The 16,492-nt window shown below is 59.9% G+C and carries 15 protein-coding genes and 1 pseudogene; 6 read left to right on the plus strand and 10 right to left on the minus strand.

Translation table 11 applies throughout. The features are described from left to right. From HMPREF2875_RS13420 to HMPREF2875_RS02690, 4 genes and pseudogenes are all read right to left on the minus strand, one after another. Window positions 1-255 (minus strand): annotated as a pseudogene (locus HMPREF2875_RS13420) (HNH endonuclease); the annotation flags it as partial. A 91-nt stretch (window positions 256-346) separates the two neighbouring features. Next, a complete protein-coding gene (locus tag HMPREF2875_RS02680) occupies window positions 347-598 on the minus strand; it encodes a hypothetical protein (protein WP_039675689.1) in 252 nt (83 codons plus the stop codon). Between the two features lie 38 nt (window positions 599-636). Next, window positions 637-1,038: a hypothetical protein gene (locus HMPREF2875_RS02685; RefSeq protein ID WP_070669993.1), complete on the minus strand. Its 402-nt coding sequence runs from the start codon at window positions 1,036-1,038 to the stop codon at window positions 637-639. Window positions 1,039-1,325: 287 nt separating this feature from the next. After that, entirely contained in the window at window positions 1,326-2,186 is an 861-nt protein-coding gene (locus HMPREF2875_RS02690; RefSeq protein WP_070670110.1) for a peptidylprolyl isomerase, read from the minus strand. 102 nt (window positions 2,187-2,288) lie between these two features. Here HMPREF2875_RS02690 and tpx point away from each other — a divergent pair, with 102 nt between their 5' ends. The 3 genes from tpx to hisS are packed head-to-tail and all read left to right on the plus strand — an operon-like array spanning window position 2,289 to window position 4,714. Continuing rightward, a complete protein-coding gene (gene tpx, locus HMPREF2875_RS02695; protein WP_070669995.1) occupies window positions 2,289-2,786 on the plus strand; it encodes a thiol peroxidase in 498 nt (165 codons plus the stop codon). Next, window positions 2,787-3,431, plus strand: a complete 645-nt coding sequence (locus HMPREF2875_RS02700; RefSeq protein WP_070669996.1) for an MBL fold metallo-hydrolase — start codon at window positions 2,787-2,789, stop codon at window positions 3,429-3,431. Between the two features lie 5 nt (window positions 3,432-3,436). Then, on the plus strand, window positions 3,437-4,714 hold the full coding sequence (gene hisS / locus HMPREF2875_RS02705) for a histidine--tRNA ligase (RefSeq protein WP_070669998.1): 1,278 nt from the start codon (window positions 3,437-3,439) through the stop codon (window positions 4,712-4,714). On the opposite strand, the gene HMPREF2875_RS02710 is transcribed toward hisS, so the two are convergent. From HMPREF2875_RS02710 to HMPREF2875_RS02735, 6 genes are all read right to left on the minus strand, one after another. Continuing rightward, window positions 4,711-6,120 carry an L-serine ammonia-lyase gene (locus HMPREF2875_RS02710; protein ID WP_070670000.1) on the minus strand — a complete coding sequence of 470 codons (1,410 nt, stop codon included), beginning with the start codon at window positions 6,118-6,120 and terminating at the stop codon, window positions 4,711-4,713. The genes hisS and HMPREF2875_RS02710 overlap by 4 nt on opposite strands. 68 nt (window positions 6,121-6,188) lie before the next feature. Further along, window positions 6,189-6,869, minus strand: coding sequence for an FMN reductase (locus tag HMPREF2875_RS02715; RefSeq protein WP_070670002.1), 681 nt, complete (start codon window positions 6,867-6,869; stop codon window positions 6,189-6,191). Continuing rightward, window positions 6,870-7,976 carry an LLM class flavin-dependent oxidoreductase gene (locus tag HMPREF2875_RS02720; RefSeq protein ID WP_070670004.1) on the minus strand — a complete coding sequence of 369 codons (1,107 nt, stop codon included), beginning with the start codon at window positions 7,974-7,976 and terminating at the stop codon, window positions 6,870-6,872. It lies immediately after the preceding gene. A 45-nt stretch (window positions 7,977-8,021) separates the two neighbouring features. Further along, window positions 8,022-8,744, minus strand: a complete 723-nt coding sequence (locus tag HMPREF2875_RS02725) for a CBS domain-containing protein (protein WP_070670006.1) — start codon at window positions 8,742-8,744, stop codon at window positions 8,022-8,024. A 107-nt stretch (window positions 8,745-8,851) separates the two neighbouring features. Continuing rightward, the gene (locus HMPREF2875_RS02730) at window positions 8,852-10,441 is read right to left on the minus strand and encodes an inorganic phosphate transporter (protein WP_210388144.1); all 1,590 of its coding nucleotides are present in this window, start codon (window positions 10,439-10,441) and stop codon (window positions 8,852-8,854) included. Window positions 10,442-10,804: 363 nt separating this feature from the next. After that, complete coding sequence (locus HMPREF2875_RS02735; RefSeq protein WP_070670011.1) at window positions 10,805-11,698, minus strand: KPN_02809 family neutral zinc metallopeptidase; 894 nt, start codon at window positions 11,696-11,698, stop codon at window positions 10,805-10,807. A 204-nt stretch (window positions 11,699-11,902) separates the two neighbouring features. Between HMPREF2875_RS02735 and aspS the strand changes: the two genes are divergently transcribed. The 3 genes from aspS (at window position 11,903) to HMPREF2875_RS02750 (ending at window position 16,469) form a co-directional block, all read left to right on the plus strand. Beyond that, a complete protein-coding gene (aspS, locus tag HMPREF2875_RS02740) occupies window positions 11,903-13,726 on the plus strand; it encodes an aspartate--tRNA ligase (protein ID WP_070670013.1) in 1,824 nt (607 codons plus the stop codon). Window positions 13,727-13,953: 227 nt separating this feature from the next. Then, entirely contained in the window at window positions 13,954-15,111 is a 1,158-nt protein-coding gene (locus HMPREF2875_RS02745; RefSeq protein WP_070670112.1) for a phosphotransferase family protein, read from the plus strand. Then, window positions 15,111-16,469 carry a replication-associated recombination protein A gene (locus HMPREF2875_RS02750; RefSeq protein WP_070670015.1) on the plus strand — a complete coding sequence of 453 codons (1,359 nt, stop codon included), beginning with the start codon at window positions 15,111-15,113 and terminating at the stop codon, window positions 16,467-16,469. Before HMPREF2875_RS02745 ends, HMPREF2875_RS02750 begins: the two co-directional genes overlap by 1 nt. Window positions 16,470-16,492: the final 23 nt, after the last annotated feature.

Raw genomic sequence — 16,492 nt, forward strand, 5'->3', positions numbered from 1 at the left:
GACTTTGGCGGTGTAGGACTCAATCAGGGTGAGAATGCTAAGGCTATGTTGTTGTGCCACCGCGGCAGCACGGGCTTTGCGTTGTTTGCCGGTGAAGCGGGTTTGCCCGAAGTAGGTGCGGTGAAGGTGGGCAAGTTCTGTGGCATCGGCTGGGTCGGCGCCGAGCGTGCGAAGCTCATCGGGTGAGCTGGATGCTTGTTCCACTAGCGCGATCCCCGAGTTGCGGTAGTGGAAGTAGGTTTTTAATACCCCCATGGCCACGAAGCTTAAAACAGACCCACCAACCCCGCAACTCGAAAACGAAAAAATCCCCCGCGCGCAGCGGGGGATTAAAAGGCTTAAGGCCTTACTTGCCAGCCAGCTTGTCGCCGAGACGCATTGCATCATCCATGGCGCCAATGATGGAGGTGAGGACCTTGATCCACTCGCGGATCTCCTTCGGGCTTACGTTGCCCTCGTCGTCGGAGGAAAGAGCGAAGAAAGCTGCGGAGGAACCGTCCTGCTCAGCCGGAGCAGCGGTGGCAACAGCGGTGCCGGAGAAAGCGATGGTTGCAGCGGTAGCAGCAGCAACGATGGACTTACGGGAGAAGAACTTCATGATGGAGTGTCCTATCTTTATCGAGCGGGAGGAAGAAACTACTTGGCCTTCGGGCCGAAGTACTTGGTGTAGAAGGCGAAGACGGTGCCGAGGGCGCCGATGATGGCGGTGAAGACGGCGATCCAGTCGCGGATTTCCTTCGGCTCCATATCGGTGATGGAGGAACCTTCATCCTCGGAGGAAGAGGAGGACTCGTCCTTCTTCTTGTTGTTTGAATCGTTCTCGTTGGACTCGGACTCGTCCTTCTTCTTGTTGTTGGACTCGTTGGTCTCCTTGTCGGAGATGGTGATCGTGTCGTCCTCGGAGGTGGTGGTGTTCTCGGTAGCGGTGGAGTTGGTCTCCTTGGTGGTGGTCTCAGCGGAAGCAACGGACACGCCGGTCAGGGAAACGGTTGCTGCAGTTGCAGCGGCTACGAGTGCCTTACGGGAGAAGAACTTCATTCTCGTTCCTTTTATATCTCGGGAATTTCAAAGACCTCACAGATGCTACTGAGACTAGAGTTGATATGCAAGAGATTTGTCAAAAAGTTCTTCACTCTGTGAATCAACTGCCCGCATGATGTGAGCTGGGCTTTCCAATTGAGCTCGGAACAGCTTAGGTTAATGCGAGGTAAAGGAACAGCTCAAGGCTAAGAAATTCTCAGAAGAGAAATGATACTGGCTTTAACAAAGAAGAACCCCCGCTCACACTTGGGAGCGGGGGTTAACCACCGTATTGGGGGTAAACGCTAGCTTTCGATGGTGGCCTTGGTGATGCGAACCTCTTCAGCGGGTTCGCCATCCCCGGCGCCATCCTTGACACCCTTTTCAGCAATGGCGTCGATAGACTTCTGGCCCTTGTCGGTGAGGTTTCCGAAGTACGTGTAGGCCGGTGGCAGCTCAGAGTCCTTGTAATTGATGAAGAACTGGGAGCCGTTGGTATCTGGCCCAGCGTTAGCCATGGCGAGGGAGCCCTTCGGGTAAAGGACATTCTGGCTGAGAGCAGCGTCGTCAGCCTCATCAGTTGGGTACTCGTTGGCGAACTGGAAACCCGGACCGCCAGCACCCTGGCCGGTCGGGTCGCCACACTGCAGGACAAAGATTCCGCCATCGGTCATGCGGTGGCACACGGTGTCGTCGTAGTATTCAGCCGAAATCATGTCCGTAATAGCGTTGACCGTGCAGGGAGCCAGGGAACGATCGAGGGTCATCTCGATGTCGCCCTGCTTGGTAGCGAAGTTAACGGTTACTTCACCTTCGGCCGGAATGTCCTTGCCTTTAGGGGTGGCGACGTCACGGGCGGCGTCACCGGTCTCTGTGTATTCACAGGTCACGGTTTTGCCGAGGGGCTTTTCACGCTTGCCGCTTAGCGCCTCAGCGGTCGGGGCCTCAGACGTGGTTTCAGCTGCTGAGGTCTCCTGCGCTTGAATCTCTTCCTCATCACCTGAACGCGTGGCGAGGAACCAGATTCCGCCGACGAGAGCAATAATGACAACGGCTGCAGCAAATACAACGCCCAGCGGACGGGTCTTCTGCTTGCGGTCGCGGGACTTCAGCTCGCGATCGAGCTGGTTGAGCGCATCGTCCATGCGCTGACTGTTGGTAGGCACCTTTGTTTCCTCCACAGGGGTCTGATTTTTCGACTTAATCATCTTAACCGCACGAGGGTTCTTCATGGCGCGCCGCCCCGCCCGTCAGTACCCTTGGGTGACATGGCTACTGTTAATTTTAAGAACGAACCTACTCAGACCAATGGAGAGTTGCCGAAGGTCGGAGAGGCCCTCCCAGGTTTCACCCTCGTTGGCACTGACCTGGAAGAGGTCTCCAAGGCCGACTTCGCTGGCAAACGCTTGGTGGTCTCGTGCTTCCCGTCCCTGGACACGGGTGTGTGCGCGGCGCAGCTGCGTACCTTCAACGAGAAGGCTGCCGGTTTGGACAACACCGTCGTCCTGTCGGTCTCTCGCGACCTGCCCTTCGCTCAGGAGCGTTTCTGCGCGGCAGAGGGAATCGAGAACGTGGTGAGCGCTTCGGATTTCCGTTCGGACTTTGCTGACAAGCTTGGTCTGGTTTTGGAAGGCTCCCCGCTCAAGGGCTTGTTTGCTCGCGCGGTCATCGTGACCGATGAGGACCACAACGTGGTCTACACCGAGCTCGTTCCGGAGGTCACCACCGAACCGGACTATGACGCTGCGCTGGCTGCTCTGAAGTAAATGACCACTCCGGAGATTTTCGGCTTCGCCGCGGGCCCATACAAGACCAACACGTACGTTGTGTCTCACGGCGCTCGGGCCTTTATCGTGGACCCCGGGATGCATACCCACGAGCGCCTCGTGCAGCTCGCAGGGGAGAAGGATCTGGAGTATGAAGCGGTCGTGCTCACGCATGGTCACATCGACCACACGAGGGATGCGGCAGAATTCGATCTGCCGGTGTATATCCACCCGGATGACGCCTTCATGCTTGTCGACGGCTCCGGGGTATCCCCCCAGTCCCAAGTACTGTTCGATTGCGCCTCGATGAAGCAGGTCGCCGAGCGCCGCGACCTCATCGGCGGTGAGACACTGTCCTTGGCCGGCCTAGATTTCAACCTTGTCCATGCACCGGGACATTCGCCTGGCTGCGTCATGCTGGTGAGCGACGAGGTTGCGCTGACGGGTGATGTGTTGTTCAAAGGTTCCATTGGCCGCACGGATTTGCCGCATTCAGATCACGCCGCGATGCAACGTTCGCTGCGCGGGCCGGTGTGGGAACTTGATGATTCGGTGGCGATTCTGCCTGGCCATGGTCCGACATCGACGATGCGTCGCGAGCGAGCGACCAATCCGTTTCTCATCGCAGCGGGGGATGTACTCTAAAGGGCGTGAGTGATAAGAAGCAGTTCAAAGCCCTGTCCGCGCCCAAGGGCGTGCCGGACTACGTCCCGCCGCAATCGGCCACGTTTGCCAAGGTGCGTGAGACTTTCGTGCATCAGGCACACCTGTCCGGCTTCCAGCACATCGAGCTCCCCGTCTTCGAGGACACGTCGTTGTTTGCCCGTGGCGTGGGCGAATCCACGGACGTGGTCTCGAAGGAGATGTACACCTTTGCTGACCGCGGAGACCGTTCCGTCACCCTGCGCCCAGAAGGTACGGCAGGTGTCATGCGCGCGGTCATTGAGCACAACCTGGACCGTGGCCAGCTGCCGGTGAAGCTCAATTACTTTGGTCCCTTCTTTCGCTATGAGCGTCCGCAGGCCGGCCGCTACCGCCAGCTACAGCAGGTGGGTGTGGAGGCTATCGGCGTGGATGATCCCACCTTGGACGCGGAAATTATTGCGCTGGCGGATCGGTCCTACCGCAGCTTGGGCTTGAGCCAGTTCCGCTTGGAGCTGACCAGCTTGGGTGACCACGAGTGCCGCCCGGCTTACCGCGAGAAACTGCAGGACTTCCTGTTCAAGCTGGACCTAGATGAAGAAACCAAGGCGCGGGCGGAGCTCAACCCGCTGCGCGTGCTCGATGACAAGCGGCCCGAGGTCCAAGAGCAGCTTGTCGACGCCCCCCTCATGCTCGACCACCTCAATTCCGAGTGCCGTGAGCACTTTGAGACGGTGACGGGCCTGCTCGATGATATGGGCGTTGCCTACACCATTAATCCGCGGATGGTGCGCGGCCTGGATTACTACACCAAGACGTGCTTCGAGTTCGTACACGATGGTTTGGGTGCGCAGTCTGGCATCGGCGGCGGTGGCCGTTACGACGGGCTCATGGCCCAGTTGGGCGGTCAGGAGCTGTCCGGCATTGGCTATGGCCTGGGCGTGGACCGCACGGTGCTCGCGCTTGAGGCAGAGGGTGTGTCCCTCGACGGTGTCGACGAGCGCGTCGCAGTCTTCGGCGTGGCCATGGGTGCGGCTGCTAAAAAGAAGATGGCAGTTATCATCAATGAACTGCGCAAGGCTGGCATCTCTGCGGACATGTCCTTCGGTGATCGCGGCCTCAAGGGTGCGATGAAGGGGGCGGACCGCGCCAATGCGCGCTTCGCCCTAGTCCTCGGTGATCAGGAGCTCGAGGCCGGCACCGTGGCCCTCAAGGACCTGGCCGCGCATGAGCAGCACGACGTCCCGGTTGGGGACGTCGTCAAGCAACTGCGCGAACTGGTTTAGCACTCCACCTGGGAGACGCTGAAGCCCATCGTCTTGGCCAGGCCGCCGAGTGAAGTCTCCTTGTACTTGGAGAGCATATCGCGTCCGGTCTCGGCCATTGTTTGTACGGCGTTGTCGAGGGTGACGTGGTGCGTGCCCTCGCCCATGCGGGCTAGGCGCGCGGCGTTGATGGCCTTGACCGCGCCGATGGCGTTGCGCTCGATACAGGGAATCTGCACGAGGCCGCCGACTGGGTCGCAGGTCAAGCCGAGGTTATGCTCGAGCGCGATTTCGGCGGCATTTTCCACCTGTGCGGGGGTCGCACCGAGGAGCTCGGCCATGCCGGCCGCCGCCATGGAGGACGCGGAACCGACCTCGCCCTGACAGCCGACTTCTGCGCCTGAGATAGAGGCATTGGACTTAATGATGATGCCGATAGCACCTGCGGTGAGCAGGTAGCGGCGGGCATCAGCGCGGGTAAAGTCACATTGGAAGTCGCGGGCGTAGTGCAACACGGCGGGGATAATGCCGCATGCGCCGTTGGTGGGAGCGGTGATGACGCGGCCGCCGGCGGCGTTTTGCTCGTTGACAGCTAGTGCGTAGAGGTTAACCCATTCCATTGCGGAAAAACCGCAGGACTCATCGTCTTGTTTGGCCAAAAGTTGCTGATACATACCGGGCGCACGGCGGTTCACACGCAGGCCGCCAGGCAAGATTCCCTTAGTGGAAATTCCCTCAGTCACGCATTCACGCATGATGTCCCAGACGAGGTCGAGGTGCTTGTACACGTAGTCCAGCCCGCCTTCGTCGCGGTGGAGAACAGCCTCGTTGGCAGCAACGATTTCCCAAATGGCCTTGTCATGGGCTTCGCACAGATGCAGCAGGTGTTCGCCGGATTGGAACTCATAAGGAACCGTATCCTCGGCGGTCGCCGCAGCGACGCCTGCTGGAACACCGGTGTCGGTCTGGAGTTCGGCATCGAATTCCGCGCGGGACAGGATAAAGCCACCGCCGACCGAAAAGTACTCCGCATTCTCGGCGAGAAGAGAGCCGTTCTCGTCCCACGCTGTAAAGATCAGGCAATTCGGGTGCTCCGGTACCGGCTCGTTATTGAATTCGATGCCGTACTTTACCTCACCTGCGGGGCCAGAGATGGTGCCTTCCGAGGGGATGAAGGCGTCGGCGCGCGGTTCGGCGTCGAGCGGTACGCTGAGCGGATCCCATCCAGCTAGGCCGAGGATGACGGCACGGTCGGTGGCGTGGCCACGGCCGGTAGCGGATAGGGAACCACGCAGCTCGGTGTGGACCTTTGTCGGGTGCTGGTCGAGCGTTTCGATAAAGGCTTTCGCGGCGCGCATAGGGCCCACAGTGTGTGAGGAGGACGGGCCGATTCCAATGGAGAAAATATCGGTCACGCTAATAGTCATTAAGACCTCCTTAGGTGGCATTCAATAAGTATCGATTCACGATAGTACCGAGTACCATTGCCGGCTGCTTAGCCCGGTTGGCCGTTGTGGTCAGCAAGGAGCGCACGGAATCCCGTGGGGTCGGAACCAGTGTCGGACGCTGCGTCGATGCCTGTTTCTGCCGGGGATTTCTTGTCCAGTGGACCTGCCAGACCGGCGACGCGGTCGAGGGGACGAACCATCAAGTCAGCTAACTCGCGCGCGGCGCGCTCGATGCGTTGTTCATTGCGCGCGCCTTCCGCAGCGCCATAGTCTTCCGTTGCGTGGAAAACCCCAGTCGGCACCACGGTGGCATGCAGATAATTAAGGAGCGGGCGCAGCGCATAGTCCAACACCAACGCGTGCCGGCTGGAGCCGCCGGTCGCGGCGATGAGGGTAGGCAGACCGTTGAGAGCGTGTGGCTCCAGAGTATCGAAGAACATCTTGAACAGGCCTGAATAGCTGCCCTGGAAGACTGGACTCACGGCGATGAGGCCATCTGCCTGCATCACGGCGGATTTCGCCTCCTCAAGGTGTGGGGTGGGCGAGGCCCAGCTGGTCATCGCGTCAGCTAGCTCTCCGGCGAGCTCACGCAGCTCCACCACCGTCACATCCACGTCTTCGCCCCGGGCGGTGATCTGGGAGGAGGTGGCGGCGGAGAGGGCGTCGGCAAGCGCACGCGTCGTGGAAGGTGAGGATAGACCTGCCGTGACGACCACAAGTGAACGCAATTATTTCTCCTCTCCTGGGTTGACCAATGCATGCGGGGCGTATGCGGCGAGCGTAGCGTGCGTCGGCGGGTCAGAAGGTACATGATCCGGGCGGCGCAGCTCAAAGCGGCGGCGAATCTCGGGTACCACCTGCGTCCCCAGAATCTCAATCTGTTTCAGCACCACCTCCTGGGGCAATCCAGCATGATCGATGAGGAAGAGCTGGCGCTGATAATCGCCGACCCAGTCAGCAAACTGCAGTGTACGCTCCACCACCTGCTCCACCGTTCCCACCGTCAGCGGGGTCTGCGTGGTGAACTCCTCCAGCGAGGGGCCGTGGCCGTAGACCGGGGCGTTATCGAAGTAAGGGCGGAAACAGTCCTTGGCTTCCTGCTCCGTGGAGCCGATGAAGACCTGCCCGCCCAAGCCCACGATCGCCTGGTCTGCCCGACCGTGGCCATAGGATTCATAGCGGTTGCGGTACAGTTTCACCATTTTTGCGGTGTGTTCCTTGTTCCAGAAGATGTTGTTATGGAAAAAGCCGTCGCCGTAAAAAGCGGCCTGCTCCGCAATCTGCGGGGAGCGGATGGAGCCGTGCCACACGAAGGGCGGGATGCCGTCGAGAGGTGCTGGCGTGGCGGTAAACCCTTGGAGCGGAGTGCGGAACTTTCCTTCCCAGGACACGTTGTGCTCGCGCCAGAGGCGGCGCAGCAAATGATAGTTTTCCACCGCGAGCGGAATGCCCTCGCGGATGTCCTTGCCAAACCACGGGTAGACCGGCCCGGTATTACCGCGGCCGAGCATTAGGTCGATACGCCCGTCAGCCAGGTGCTGGAGGAAGGCGTAATCCTCGGCGAGGCGGACGGGGTCGTTGGTGGTGATGAGCGTCGTGGACGTCGACAGCTGCAGGCGCGTAGTCTTGGCCGCGACGTAGGCCAGATGGGTCGTGGGCGCGGAGGGCACGAAAGGCGGATTGTGGTGCTCACCCGTGGCGAAAACGTCGAGACCTACTTCTTCCGCCTTGAGTGCGAGCTCAGTAATGGCGCGGATGCGCTCTGCCTCGGTGGGGGTGGTGCCTTGTGTGGGGTCCTGCGTGACGTCACCCACGGTAAAGATTCCGAATTGCATGCCAAGCTCCTTTCTATGACATGACAACAAGAGTGGGGTGAGGGATTATTCCCACTCGAGGGCGTCGACAAGCATGGCAAGATCCGCCGGTGTAGCGATGGCTACCGGGCGCTGCGAAGGTTTGCCGTGTTCAGTGAGGAGAACGGCGCTGGGGTGTGTGCCGTCCTTGGCCGGTTCGGTGAGGGCATCGACGACCTCCTGCGCCGTGGCGTTGCGAGGCAGGAATTCAGCGCGGTCCTTGCGCTCCGTCATGGCGAGCACTGTGCTTACCGACGCCTCACCAATCGCCCCATCATCTCCTAAATCTGCCGCTACCCACCGCGCGATGGCATTGGTGGTCAGCAGTGCAGTAAACGTGCCGGAGTCATAAATGGGGATTTGGGAGTATCCGGTCTTGTTGATGAGGGAGAGGGCGTCGAGGATATCTGCGTCAGGCTCGAGAATCGTCACCTCGTTGTGCGGCAAAAGCGACAGCGCACTGGGCGGGTCTGTGAGCAGGCGCTGAAGGTTTTCTAATTGGTTGACGACTTGCGGGTGCGGGGTAGCGATGGGCTCGTCGTCGTAGTAGCGGCCATGCGCGATGGCGTTGCGCAGGTTGGAAATATCCTTGAGCTGCTCCGCTTGGCGCTTGCTGAGCAGGTGTTTGTCGTGGGCACGATCGACCATCCACCAGAAGGAATCTGAATTCTTCGCGCCTATGGCCTGGCGCAGGAACTGTTCAATGTCGTTGAAGGCGGCGAAGAAGCGCGCCACGGGGTTCTCGCTCATAGAGACCCAGTGTACGGATAGCGGTGCAGGTGGCATGTCCCGAAAACGGCGACACCGCCGCGAGAACCGGTGCGGATTCGCGGCGGTGTGCAGGAAGGAGCGGTAGCTTAGAAGACTACGCGCAGGATGGAGACGGTCACGGCGGCGATAGCCGCGGCGGCCGGCAGGGTGATGACCCACGCCAGGGCGATGGGCTTCATCAGATTCCAGTTGGCGGCACGGTTGACAATGCCCACGCCCAACACAGCACCAATGAGGATGTGCGTGGAGGAGACCGGCAGACCCAGCAAAGACGCGGCCATGACCACGGCGGCAGCTGCCAGCTCAGCAGCGAAACCGGAGGACGGGTGCATCTTGGTCAGGCCAGAGCCAACGGTCTGGATAACGAAGCGGCCAATGAACCACAAACCGGACACCAAGGCAATGCCCATGGCAATCATGACTGGTAGCGGCACGGACACCTCGTCCGAAATTTGGTTGGTTTGCATCACGTCAAAGACTGCGGCAAATGGGCCAATAGCGTTAGCGATATCGTTCGAACCGTGGGAGAACGCGAAGGCAGACGCAGTAAAGACCTGCATCCAAGAGAAGAGAAGGAAGGTCGAACGAGATAGGGACTTGTTCTTCAGGGAACGAGCGAAAATGAACACGGCCATCCAGACCGCCGCACCGACCATGCCCATGACGAGGAGGTTCTGCAGGGTGGAGAAGTCCACGCCGGTGTGCTTAAGTCCCTTGAACAGCACCATCGCGGAAATGATGATGGCGCCCAGAGCGGCGAGCAGTGGCACCCAGTTTTCCAAGGCCTTGTGCGCGTGAACGTCATCCAAGTCCTTGTTGATTTCGTGCAGGTCGCGGTAGTATTCGGACTCCAGAGCCTCGGGATCGTAATCATCCTCGGACGTCAGTGCTGCGTCACGAGCCATGGCGTTGGTGTAGGAAATCTGCTGCAGCTCGTTCATGCGCTCGAAGCGGGTCTTGTGCTCCTTACGCAGCTCCGCGCGGCGGGTCTTAATCTCACGCAGACGCCCATCAGCAGCCTCGTTGTAGACGAGGATGGAGCTCTTAATCCACTTGAACAGCAGGTAGGCCGCGATGCCGCCGAGAACTGGGGAGAGAACCCACGAGAAGGCAATGGTGCCGATACCGCCCCACTGCACCATGTCCATTCCGCCCTTGCCGGTGATGAAGCCGACGGTCAGTGCAGCGCCGACGATGCCGCCAACGATGGAGTGGGTCGTCGAAACCGGCCAGCCCATGCGGGTAGCGACGAGAAGCCAGATGGCGGCACCGAGGAGCGAGGACATCATGATGTATACGAACTCCATCGGGTCCAAACCGTCGATGGCATCCAGGTCAACGATGCCGGAGCGCACGGTATCCGTCACCTCGCCACCGGCGAGAATGGCGCCGGAGACCTCGAAGACGGCCGCAACAGCAAGGGCCTGTTTCATGGACAACGTGCCGGCACCCACGGAGGTGCCGAAGGAGTTGGCGACGTCATTGCCACCGATGTTGAAGGCCATGAAAAGGGCGAAGATAATGGCAGTGACCAAAAGGATGCGGTTGGCGCCTTCGGCAACCTCGCCGTTGCCCCAAATGATAAAGAAGATGAGAGTTACGGCGGTGAGAACGCCGAAGAACAGGTGCCAAATCCAATCTCTGTTCTTTCCGTTCACGGTCTCGAGGTCCGGCATCGTCGGTGTGGCGGTGCTCAAAACGTCGGTCCTTTCTGAAAAACAGAGCCTAGCGAGGTAATCCGCAGGCTCAATGAAGCATTAAAAGATAGAGCGGTACCCACCACGAACGGGCGGGAACCTGGATAGCGTAAGAAACCCAGGTGGCCGAAAGGTGAACGACTTATGACTGCAGTCCTAAATCTTATAGAGTCAATGACCAAGCCCCTGCGTGCGGCTCAGCGTACGCGTTGGGAAGCCTCTTTTACGCAAAAATGTGCACAGCCCTGCATTAACAGGGGTGTGCACAGTGTGGGGAGCGGTGGGCATGCGCTGTCGCGCGGCCCCATCAGCGATGCCACATGAGGTGTGGCTCGTTACCTTTTAGGACTTGTATACTCCACGTTCCAACGTGTCGCACTGCTCCATCTTGCCGGACTCGTAGCCTGCCAGGAAGTACTTGGCACGGTCCTCGGAGGAGCCATGCGTCCACGTATCCGGGCGTACCTCGCCGCCGGAACGACGCTGAATGTTGTCATCGCCCACCGCGCGAGCAGTGTTAACAGCATCGGTGACCTGTTGTTCAGTGATGGTTTCCAGGAGGGCATCATCACCCTCGTCGGCGTAGTGTGCCCACAGGCCTGCGTAGCAATCTGCCTGCAGCTCGATCTTGACCGCGTTGGAATCCTCACCGGGGTCGTTGTAGTTCGAGAGGCTGAGCGTTCCCTCTAGCTTCTGAATGTGATGGCCAAATTCGTGGGCGACGATGTACATCTGTGCCAGCGGCGCATTCTCGCCTCCGAAGTTGCGAAGCTGATCAAAGAACGCGGTGTCGAAATAGGCAGACTCATCGGCAGGGCAGTAGAAAGGGCCAGTGGCACCGGAAGCCTGGCCACATCCAGAGACCGTCGTGTTGTTGAAAATGACGCGGCCTGGCTCGGAATATTTCAAGCCAGCCTGTTCCGGAAGCTGCTGTGCCCAGACCTTATCCACGGATTGTGCCGCAAACATGACACGACAATCGTCGTACTTGTTGCCGTCCTCTGCGGTCTGGCAGTGTGCGAAGTCATCCTCGCCGCCTTCTTCGGGGCCCACCTGTGTCTGGTCGGGCTGTGTTTGATCAGTGGTGAGTACTCCCGGGTCGCCGCCAAGCAGGAGGTACAGACCAATAAGGAGGAGGGAGCCGACGCCACCGCCGGTAGCAATCATTCCGCCACGGCCGCCACCGCCTGAGCTGGCTCGCTTGCCGTCGAAACTTGCGCCAGATTTGAAAGTCATGGAACAGATTTTGCCACACGCGACGGAGCTCGGCTGTGCTTCATGGGGAGCTGCGTCATAACGGAGCCTGTGCCCCCAGCGCTGAGCCCGTCCGCTAGGAGCGGTAGACTTGGGCTGTTCAAATTCTTGTGCTCCTCGGCGCGTGCTGTTTACGCGTGGCGTGGGTGGGCACGAGCGTCAACAATAAGAAGGGATTGAACGAACGTGTTGCGTACACATTTGGCAGGCGAACTGCGCAAGGAGATGGCGGGGGAGACCGTCACACTGACTGGTTGGGTGGCCCGCCGCCGCGACCATGGCGGTGTTATCTTCATCGACCTGCGTGACCGCTCCGGCGTTGCCCAGGTCGTCTTCCGCGAGACCGAGGTGGCGGAACGCGCTCACGACCTGCGCTCTGAGTACTGCGTGAAAGTCACGGGTGTAGTTGAGCCCCGCCCAGAAGGCTCCGCAAACCCGAACCTTGCGTCTGGTGAGATCGAAGTTAACGTCACCGACCTCGAGGTGCTCAACAAGTCTGCAGCGCTTCCGTTCCAAATTGATGATCCGTCTTCCTCCGGCGAGGTCGGCGAGGAAACCCGCCTGAAGTACCGTTACCTGGATTTGCGTCGTGAGCGCCAGGCTAACGCCTTGCGACTGCGTTCTGCAGCCAACCGTGCTGCCCGCCAGGTGCTGGATAGCCACGACTTCACCGAGATTGAAACCCCGACGCTGACCCGCTCCACCCCGGAAGGCGCACGTGACTTCCTGGTTCCGGCGCGTCTCAAGCCGGGCAGCTGGTACGCCCTGCCGCAGTCCCCGCAGCTGTTCAAGCAGCTGCTCATGGTCTCCGGCATGGAGCGCTACTACCAAATCGCTCGCTGCTACCGCGATGAGGACTTCCGTGCTGACCGCCAGCCCGAGTTCACTCAGCTCGATGTGGAGATGTCCTTCGTTGACCAGGACGATGTCATCGCCTTGGCAGAAGAGATTGTTTCCGCTCTGTGGAAGCTCATCGGCTATGAGATTAAGACCCCGATTCCGCGCATGACCTATGCCGATGCCATGAAATACTACGGCTCTGACAAGCCGGATCTTCGTTTTGACATCAAGATTGTGGAGTGCACCGACTTCTTCAAGGACACTACTTTCCGCGTGTTCCAGAACGAGTACGTCGGCGCTGTCGTCATGGAAGGCGGTGCCTCTCAGCCGCGCCGTCAGTTCGATGCCTGGCAAGAATGGGCTAAGCAGCGCGGAGCCAAGGGCCTTGCCTATATCACCATCGCGGAGGACGGCACCTTGGGTGGTCCGGTGGCCAAGAACATCACTGATGCCGAGCGCGAGGGCATCGCAGAGCACGTAGGCGCAAAGCCGGGTGACGCAGTTTTCTTCGCAGCCGGAGACACCAAGTCTTCCCGTGCGCTGCTGGGAGCGGCACGTGGAGAGATCGCTAAGAAGCTCGATCTCATCAAGGACGGCGACTGGGCCTTTACTTGGGTTGTTGATGCGCCGCTCTTTGAGCCTTCCGCTGACGCCACCGCGTCCGGCGATGTCGCTCTGGGCCACTCCAAGTGGACCGCTGTTCACCACGCCTTCACCTCCCCGAAGCCGGAGTACCTCGATACCTTCGACAAGGAGCCGGGCGAGGCCCTGGCGTATGCCTACGACATTGTCTGCAACGGCAACGAGATTGGCGGCGGTTCCATCCGTATCCATAACCAGGACGTGCAGAAGCGAGTCTTCGACGTGATGGGTATTGGTGAGGAAGAAGCCCAGGAGAAGTTCGGCTTCCTGCTCGACGCATTCCAGTTCGGTGCACCGCCGCACGGCGGCATTGCCTTCGGCTGGGACCGTATTGTCTCCCTGCTGGGCGGCTTTGACTCTATCCGTGACGTCATTGCCTTCCCGAAGTCCGGCGGTGGCGTTGACCCGCTGACCGACGCCCCCGGTACCATCCCGGCTGCGCAGCGCAAGGAAACCGGTGTCGATTTCAAGCCGGAGAAGGCCGCCAAGGCTGATAAGGCTGCACAGGCTGAGACCAAGGCAGAATAGGCCGCTATCGAGGGAGGGCTGTGAGCGCAGCCCTCCCTGACAATCACGTGGAAGTCCTAAGGCCACGTTCGCAGCGAGGGGTGCATCCTTGCTGATGGTGCTCGCCGTGCTTCGTGGCTGCAAGGCGAGTATCATGGTTGGGCCAATGACGAGTGGAGGCAGACAAGCCAGTGAATGCTGTGGAGCAGGAATCAGTCGAAAGCAGCGTGGTCGAGGAAGCATCGCAGATGCTGTCCCGCCGCTTCGGCGGTGAACCGGAACTGAGCGATATCGAAACCCTCAGCGGCTCCGGCAACGCCGTTGTGCTGCGCGCACGAACCACGCCGAGTGCCTTCTTCCCTCACCGCTCGGTTGTCATCAAATACAACCCAGTGACCGGCCACACCATCGATGACGCCGCACTCTTGCGCGAGGTAGTGGCGTATCAGTTCACCACCTCACTGTCGGAGGAGGTGCGCCCGGGGCCGGTGCTGTTGGCACATGACGTCGACAAGCGCATTCTCGTGCTGTCTGATGCTGGCGATGGCGATACTCTTGCCGATACCCTCACGCGAAGCGGCGAGGACGAGCGCCGCGATCTGCTCCGCGGGCTCGGCAGCGCGCTTGGCAAGATGCATGCGGGAACAGCAAGCCGCAAAGAGGATTATGACGCGCTGCTCAATCGTCAACTGCGCAAGCACCCGGAGTATGCAGAACACCAGGCACTGCGTGATGACTCCTTGCAAAGCTCGATTCTCATCGGCGCCGATATCCTCACCGAAGCTGGTCTAGAACTCCCGGAACATGTGCTTGAGTTGGCCCGCACGGCTACCGGGAACCTTAGCTCGGGACGAATCCGTGCCTTTACCCCCTTCGACCTGTCCCCGGACAACATCATTGTCGGGCAAACTCTGACCTTCTTGGATTACGAGTGGGCAGGTTTCCGCAACGTTGGCTTTGACGTGGCTTGCGTGGTGGCGGGCTTCCCGCAGTTCCTTTTCACACGCCCTATTAGCGACGACGAGGCAGAGGTTTTTATCCACGCGTGGCAACGTCGCATCGTCGATGTCTGGCCGCAATTGGCGGATGAGCAAACACTGCATGAGCTGCTTGTTGCCTGCCTTATCGGCTGGGCTTTCTCTAGCGTGACCACGATGTACGCTGGCGGCATTGAAGGGGTGGTGGCGTTGTCGGAAGGCAATGCAGATATCAATCATGACCCGCAGCGCTCACTGCTGCGACCGTCAGATCGCGGCCCATTCACCGAGGATGAACACCTTATTCGGCGCGACCTGTACGAGACCTTTGAGGCACTGTCACGTTTTGCCGCACTGTGCCCCAATGACGTGTGTGCCGACGTTGCAGAGTTTAGCGGCCGCGTTGCTCAGCGTTTACAGGATTCCTAATGGGTCAAGGCTCCCTCTTCGGCGATGATGCCGCTACGCACCGACCTGCCGCTGCTGGCGCGGACATGTTTGCTACGCACTCCGGCTCACCCCTCGCCGCCCGTATGCGACCACAGAGCCTTGAAGAGGTAGTGGGACAAGAACACCTCCTAGAACCGGGCACACCTTTGCGCCGCCTCGTGGAGGGCTCTGGCGAGGCCTCCGTTATTCTCTATGGCCCTCCTGGCACAGGTAAAACCACCCTGGCGTCCCTCATCGCGTCATCCCTGGGTGATAACTTCATTGGCCTTTCAGCGTTGGATTCTGGTGTCAAGCAGGTCCGTGAGGTTATTACCCATGCTCGGCGTGAGTTAATTGAGGGCCGCCGCACCGTCCTCTTCATCGACGAGGTTCACCGTTTCTCCAAAACTCAGCAGGATGCGCTTCTTGCTGCCGTCGAGAACCGCACAGTTCTCCTCGTGGCTGCTACCACGGAGAACCCGTCTTTTTCTGTCGTAGCACCCTTGCTGTCGCGCTCCTTGCTCTGTCATTTGCAGCCGCTTGATGATGCTGCTCTTCGTACCCTCGCCGAGCGCGCACTTACCAGCGAACGGGGATTAGGCGGGCGTATTACCGCAAGCGACGAAGCTTTAGATCAGCTCGTGTTGCTGGCTGGGGGAGACGCACGCCGCACGTTGACCTACTTGGAAGCCGCGGCGGAGGCAGTGCCGGATGGCGGGGAGCTTACCAGCGAGATTCTCACCGCAAACGTTAATCGCGCAGTCGTGCGTTATGACCGCGACGGTGACCAGCACTATGACGTGTTGTCCGCCTTCATCAAGTCCATCCGCGGCTCAGATGTCGATGCAGCTTTGCACTACCTTGCCCGGATGGTGGAGGCAGGCGAAGACCCGCGTTTTATTGCTCGCAGGCTTATCATCCATGCTTCTGAGGACATCGGCATGGCGGATCCCACAGCCCTTCCGACTGCGGTGGCTGCCGCGGAGGCCGCAGCGCTCATCGGCCTGCCAGAGGCCCGCATACCGCTGGCCCAAGCCACCATCCACCTGGCTACCGCGCCAAAGTCTAATTCCGTTGTCAATGCCATCAATGCGGCGCAGGCCGATGTTCAAGCCGGCAAGATTGGTCATGTACCAGCCCATCTGCGCGATGGCCACTACGAAGGGGCTAAGCGCCTAGGCAATGCGGTGGGCTACATCTACCCACACGATGATCCCCGGGGAGTCGTCGCGCAGCAGTATTTGCCGGATGCGCTTGGTGACGCCACGTATTATCACCCCACCGACCACGGCGCGGAAAAGCGCGTGCATGACTATTTGGGAAGATTGCGGGACATCATTCGGGGGCGGCGTCGATAAGCACGCCCCACGACGGGTAAAGT

Source organism: Corynebacterium sp. HMSC078H07 (assembly GCF_001812805.1).
Taxonomy (GTDB): domain Bacteria; phylum Actinomycetota; class Actinomycetes; order Mycobacteriales; family Mycobacteriaceae; genus Corynebacterium.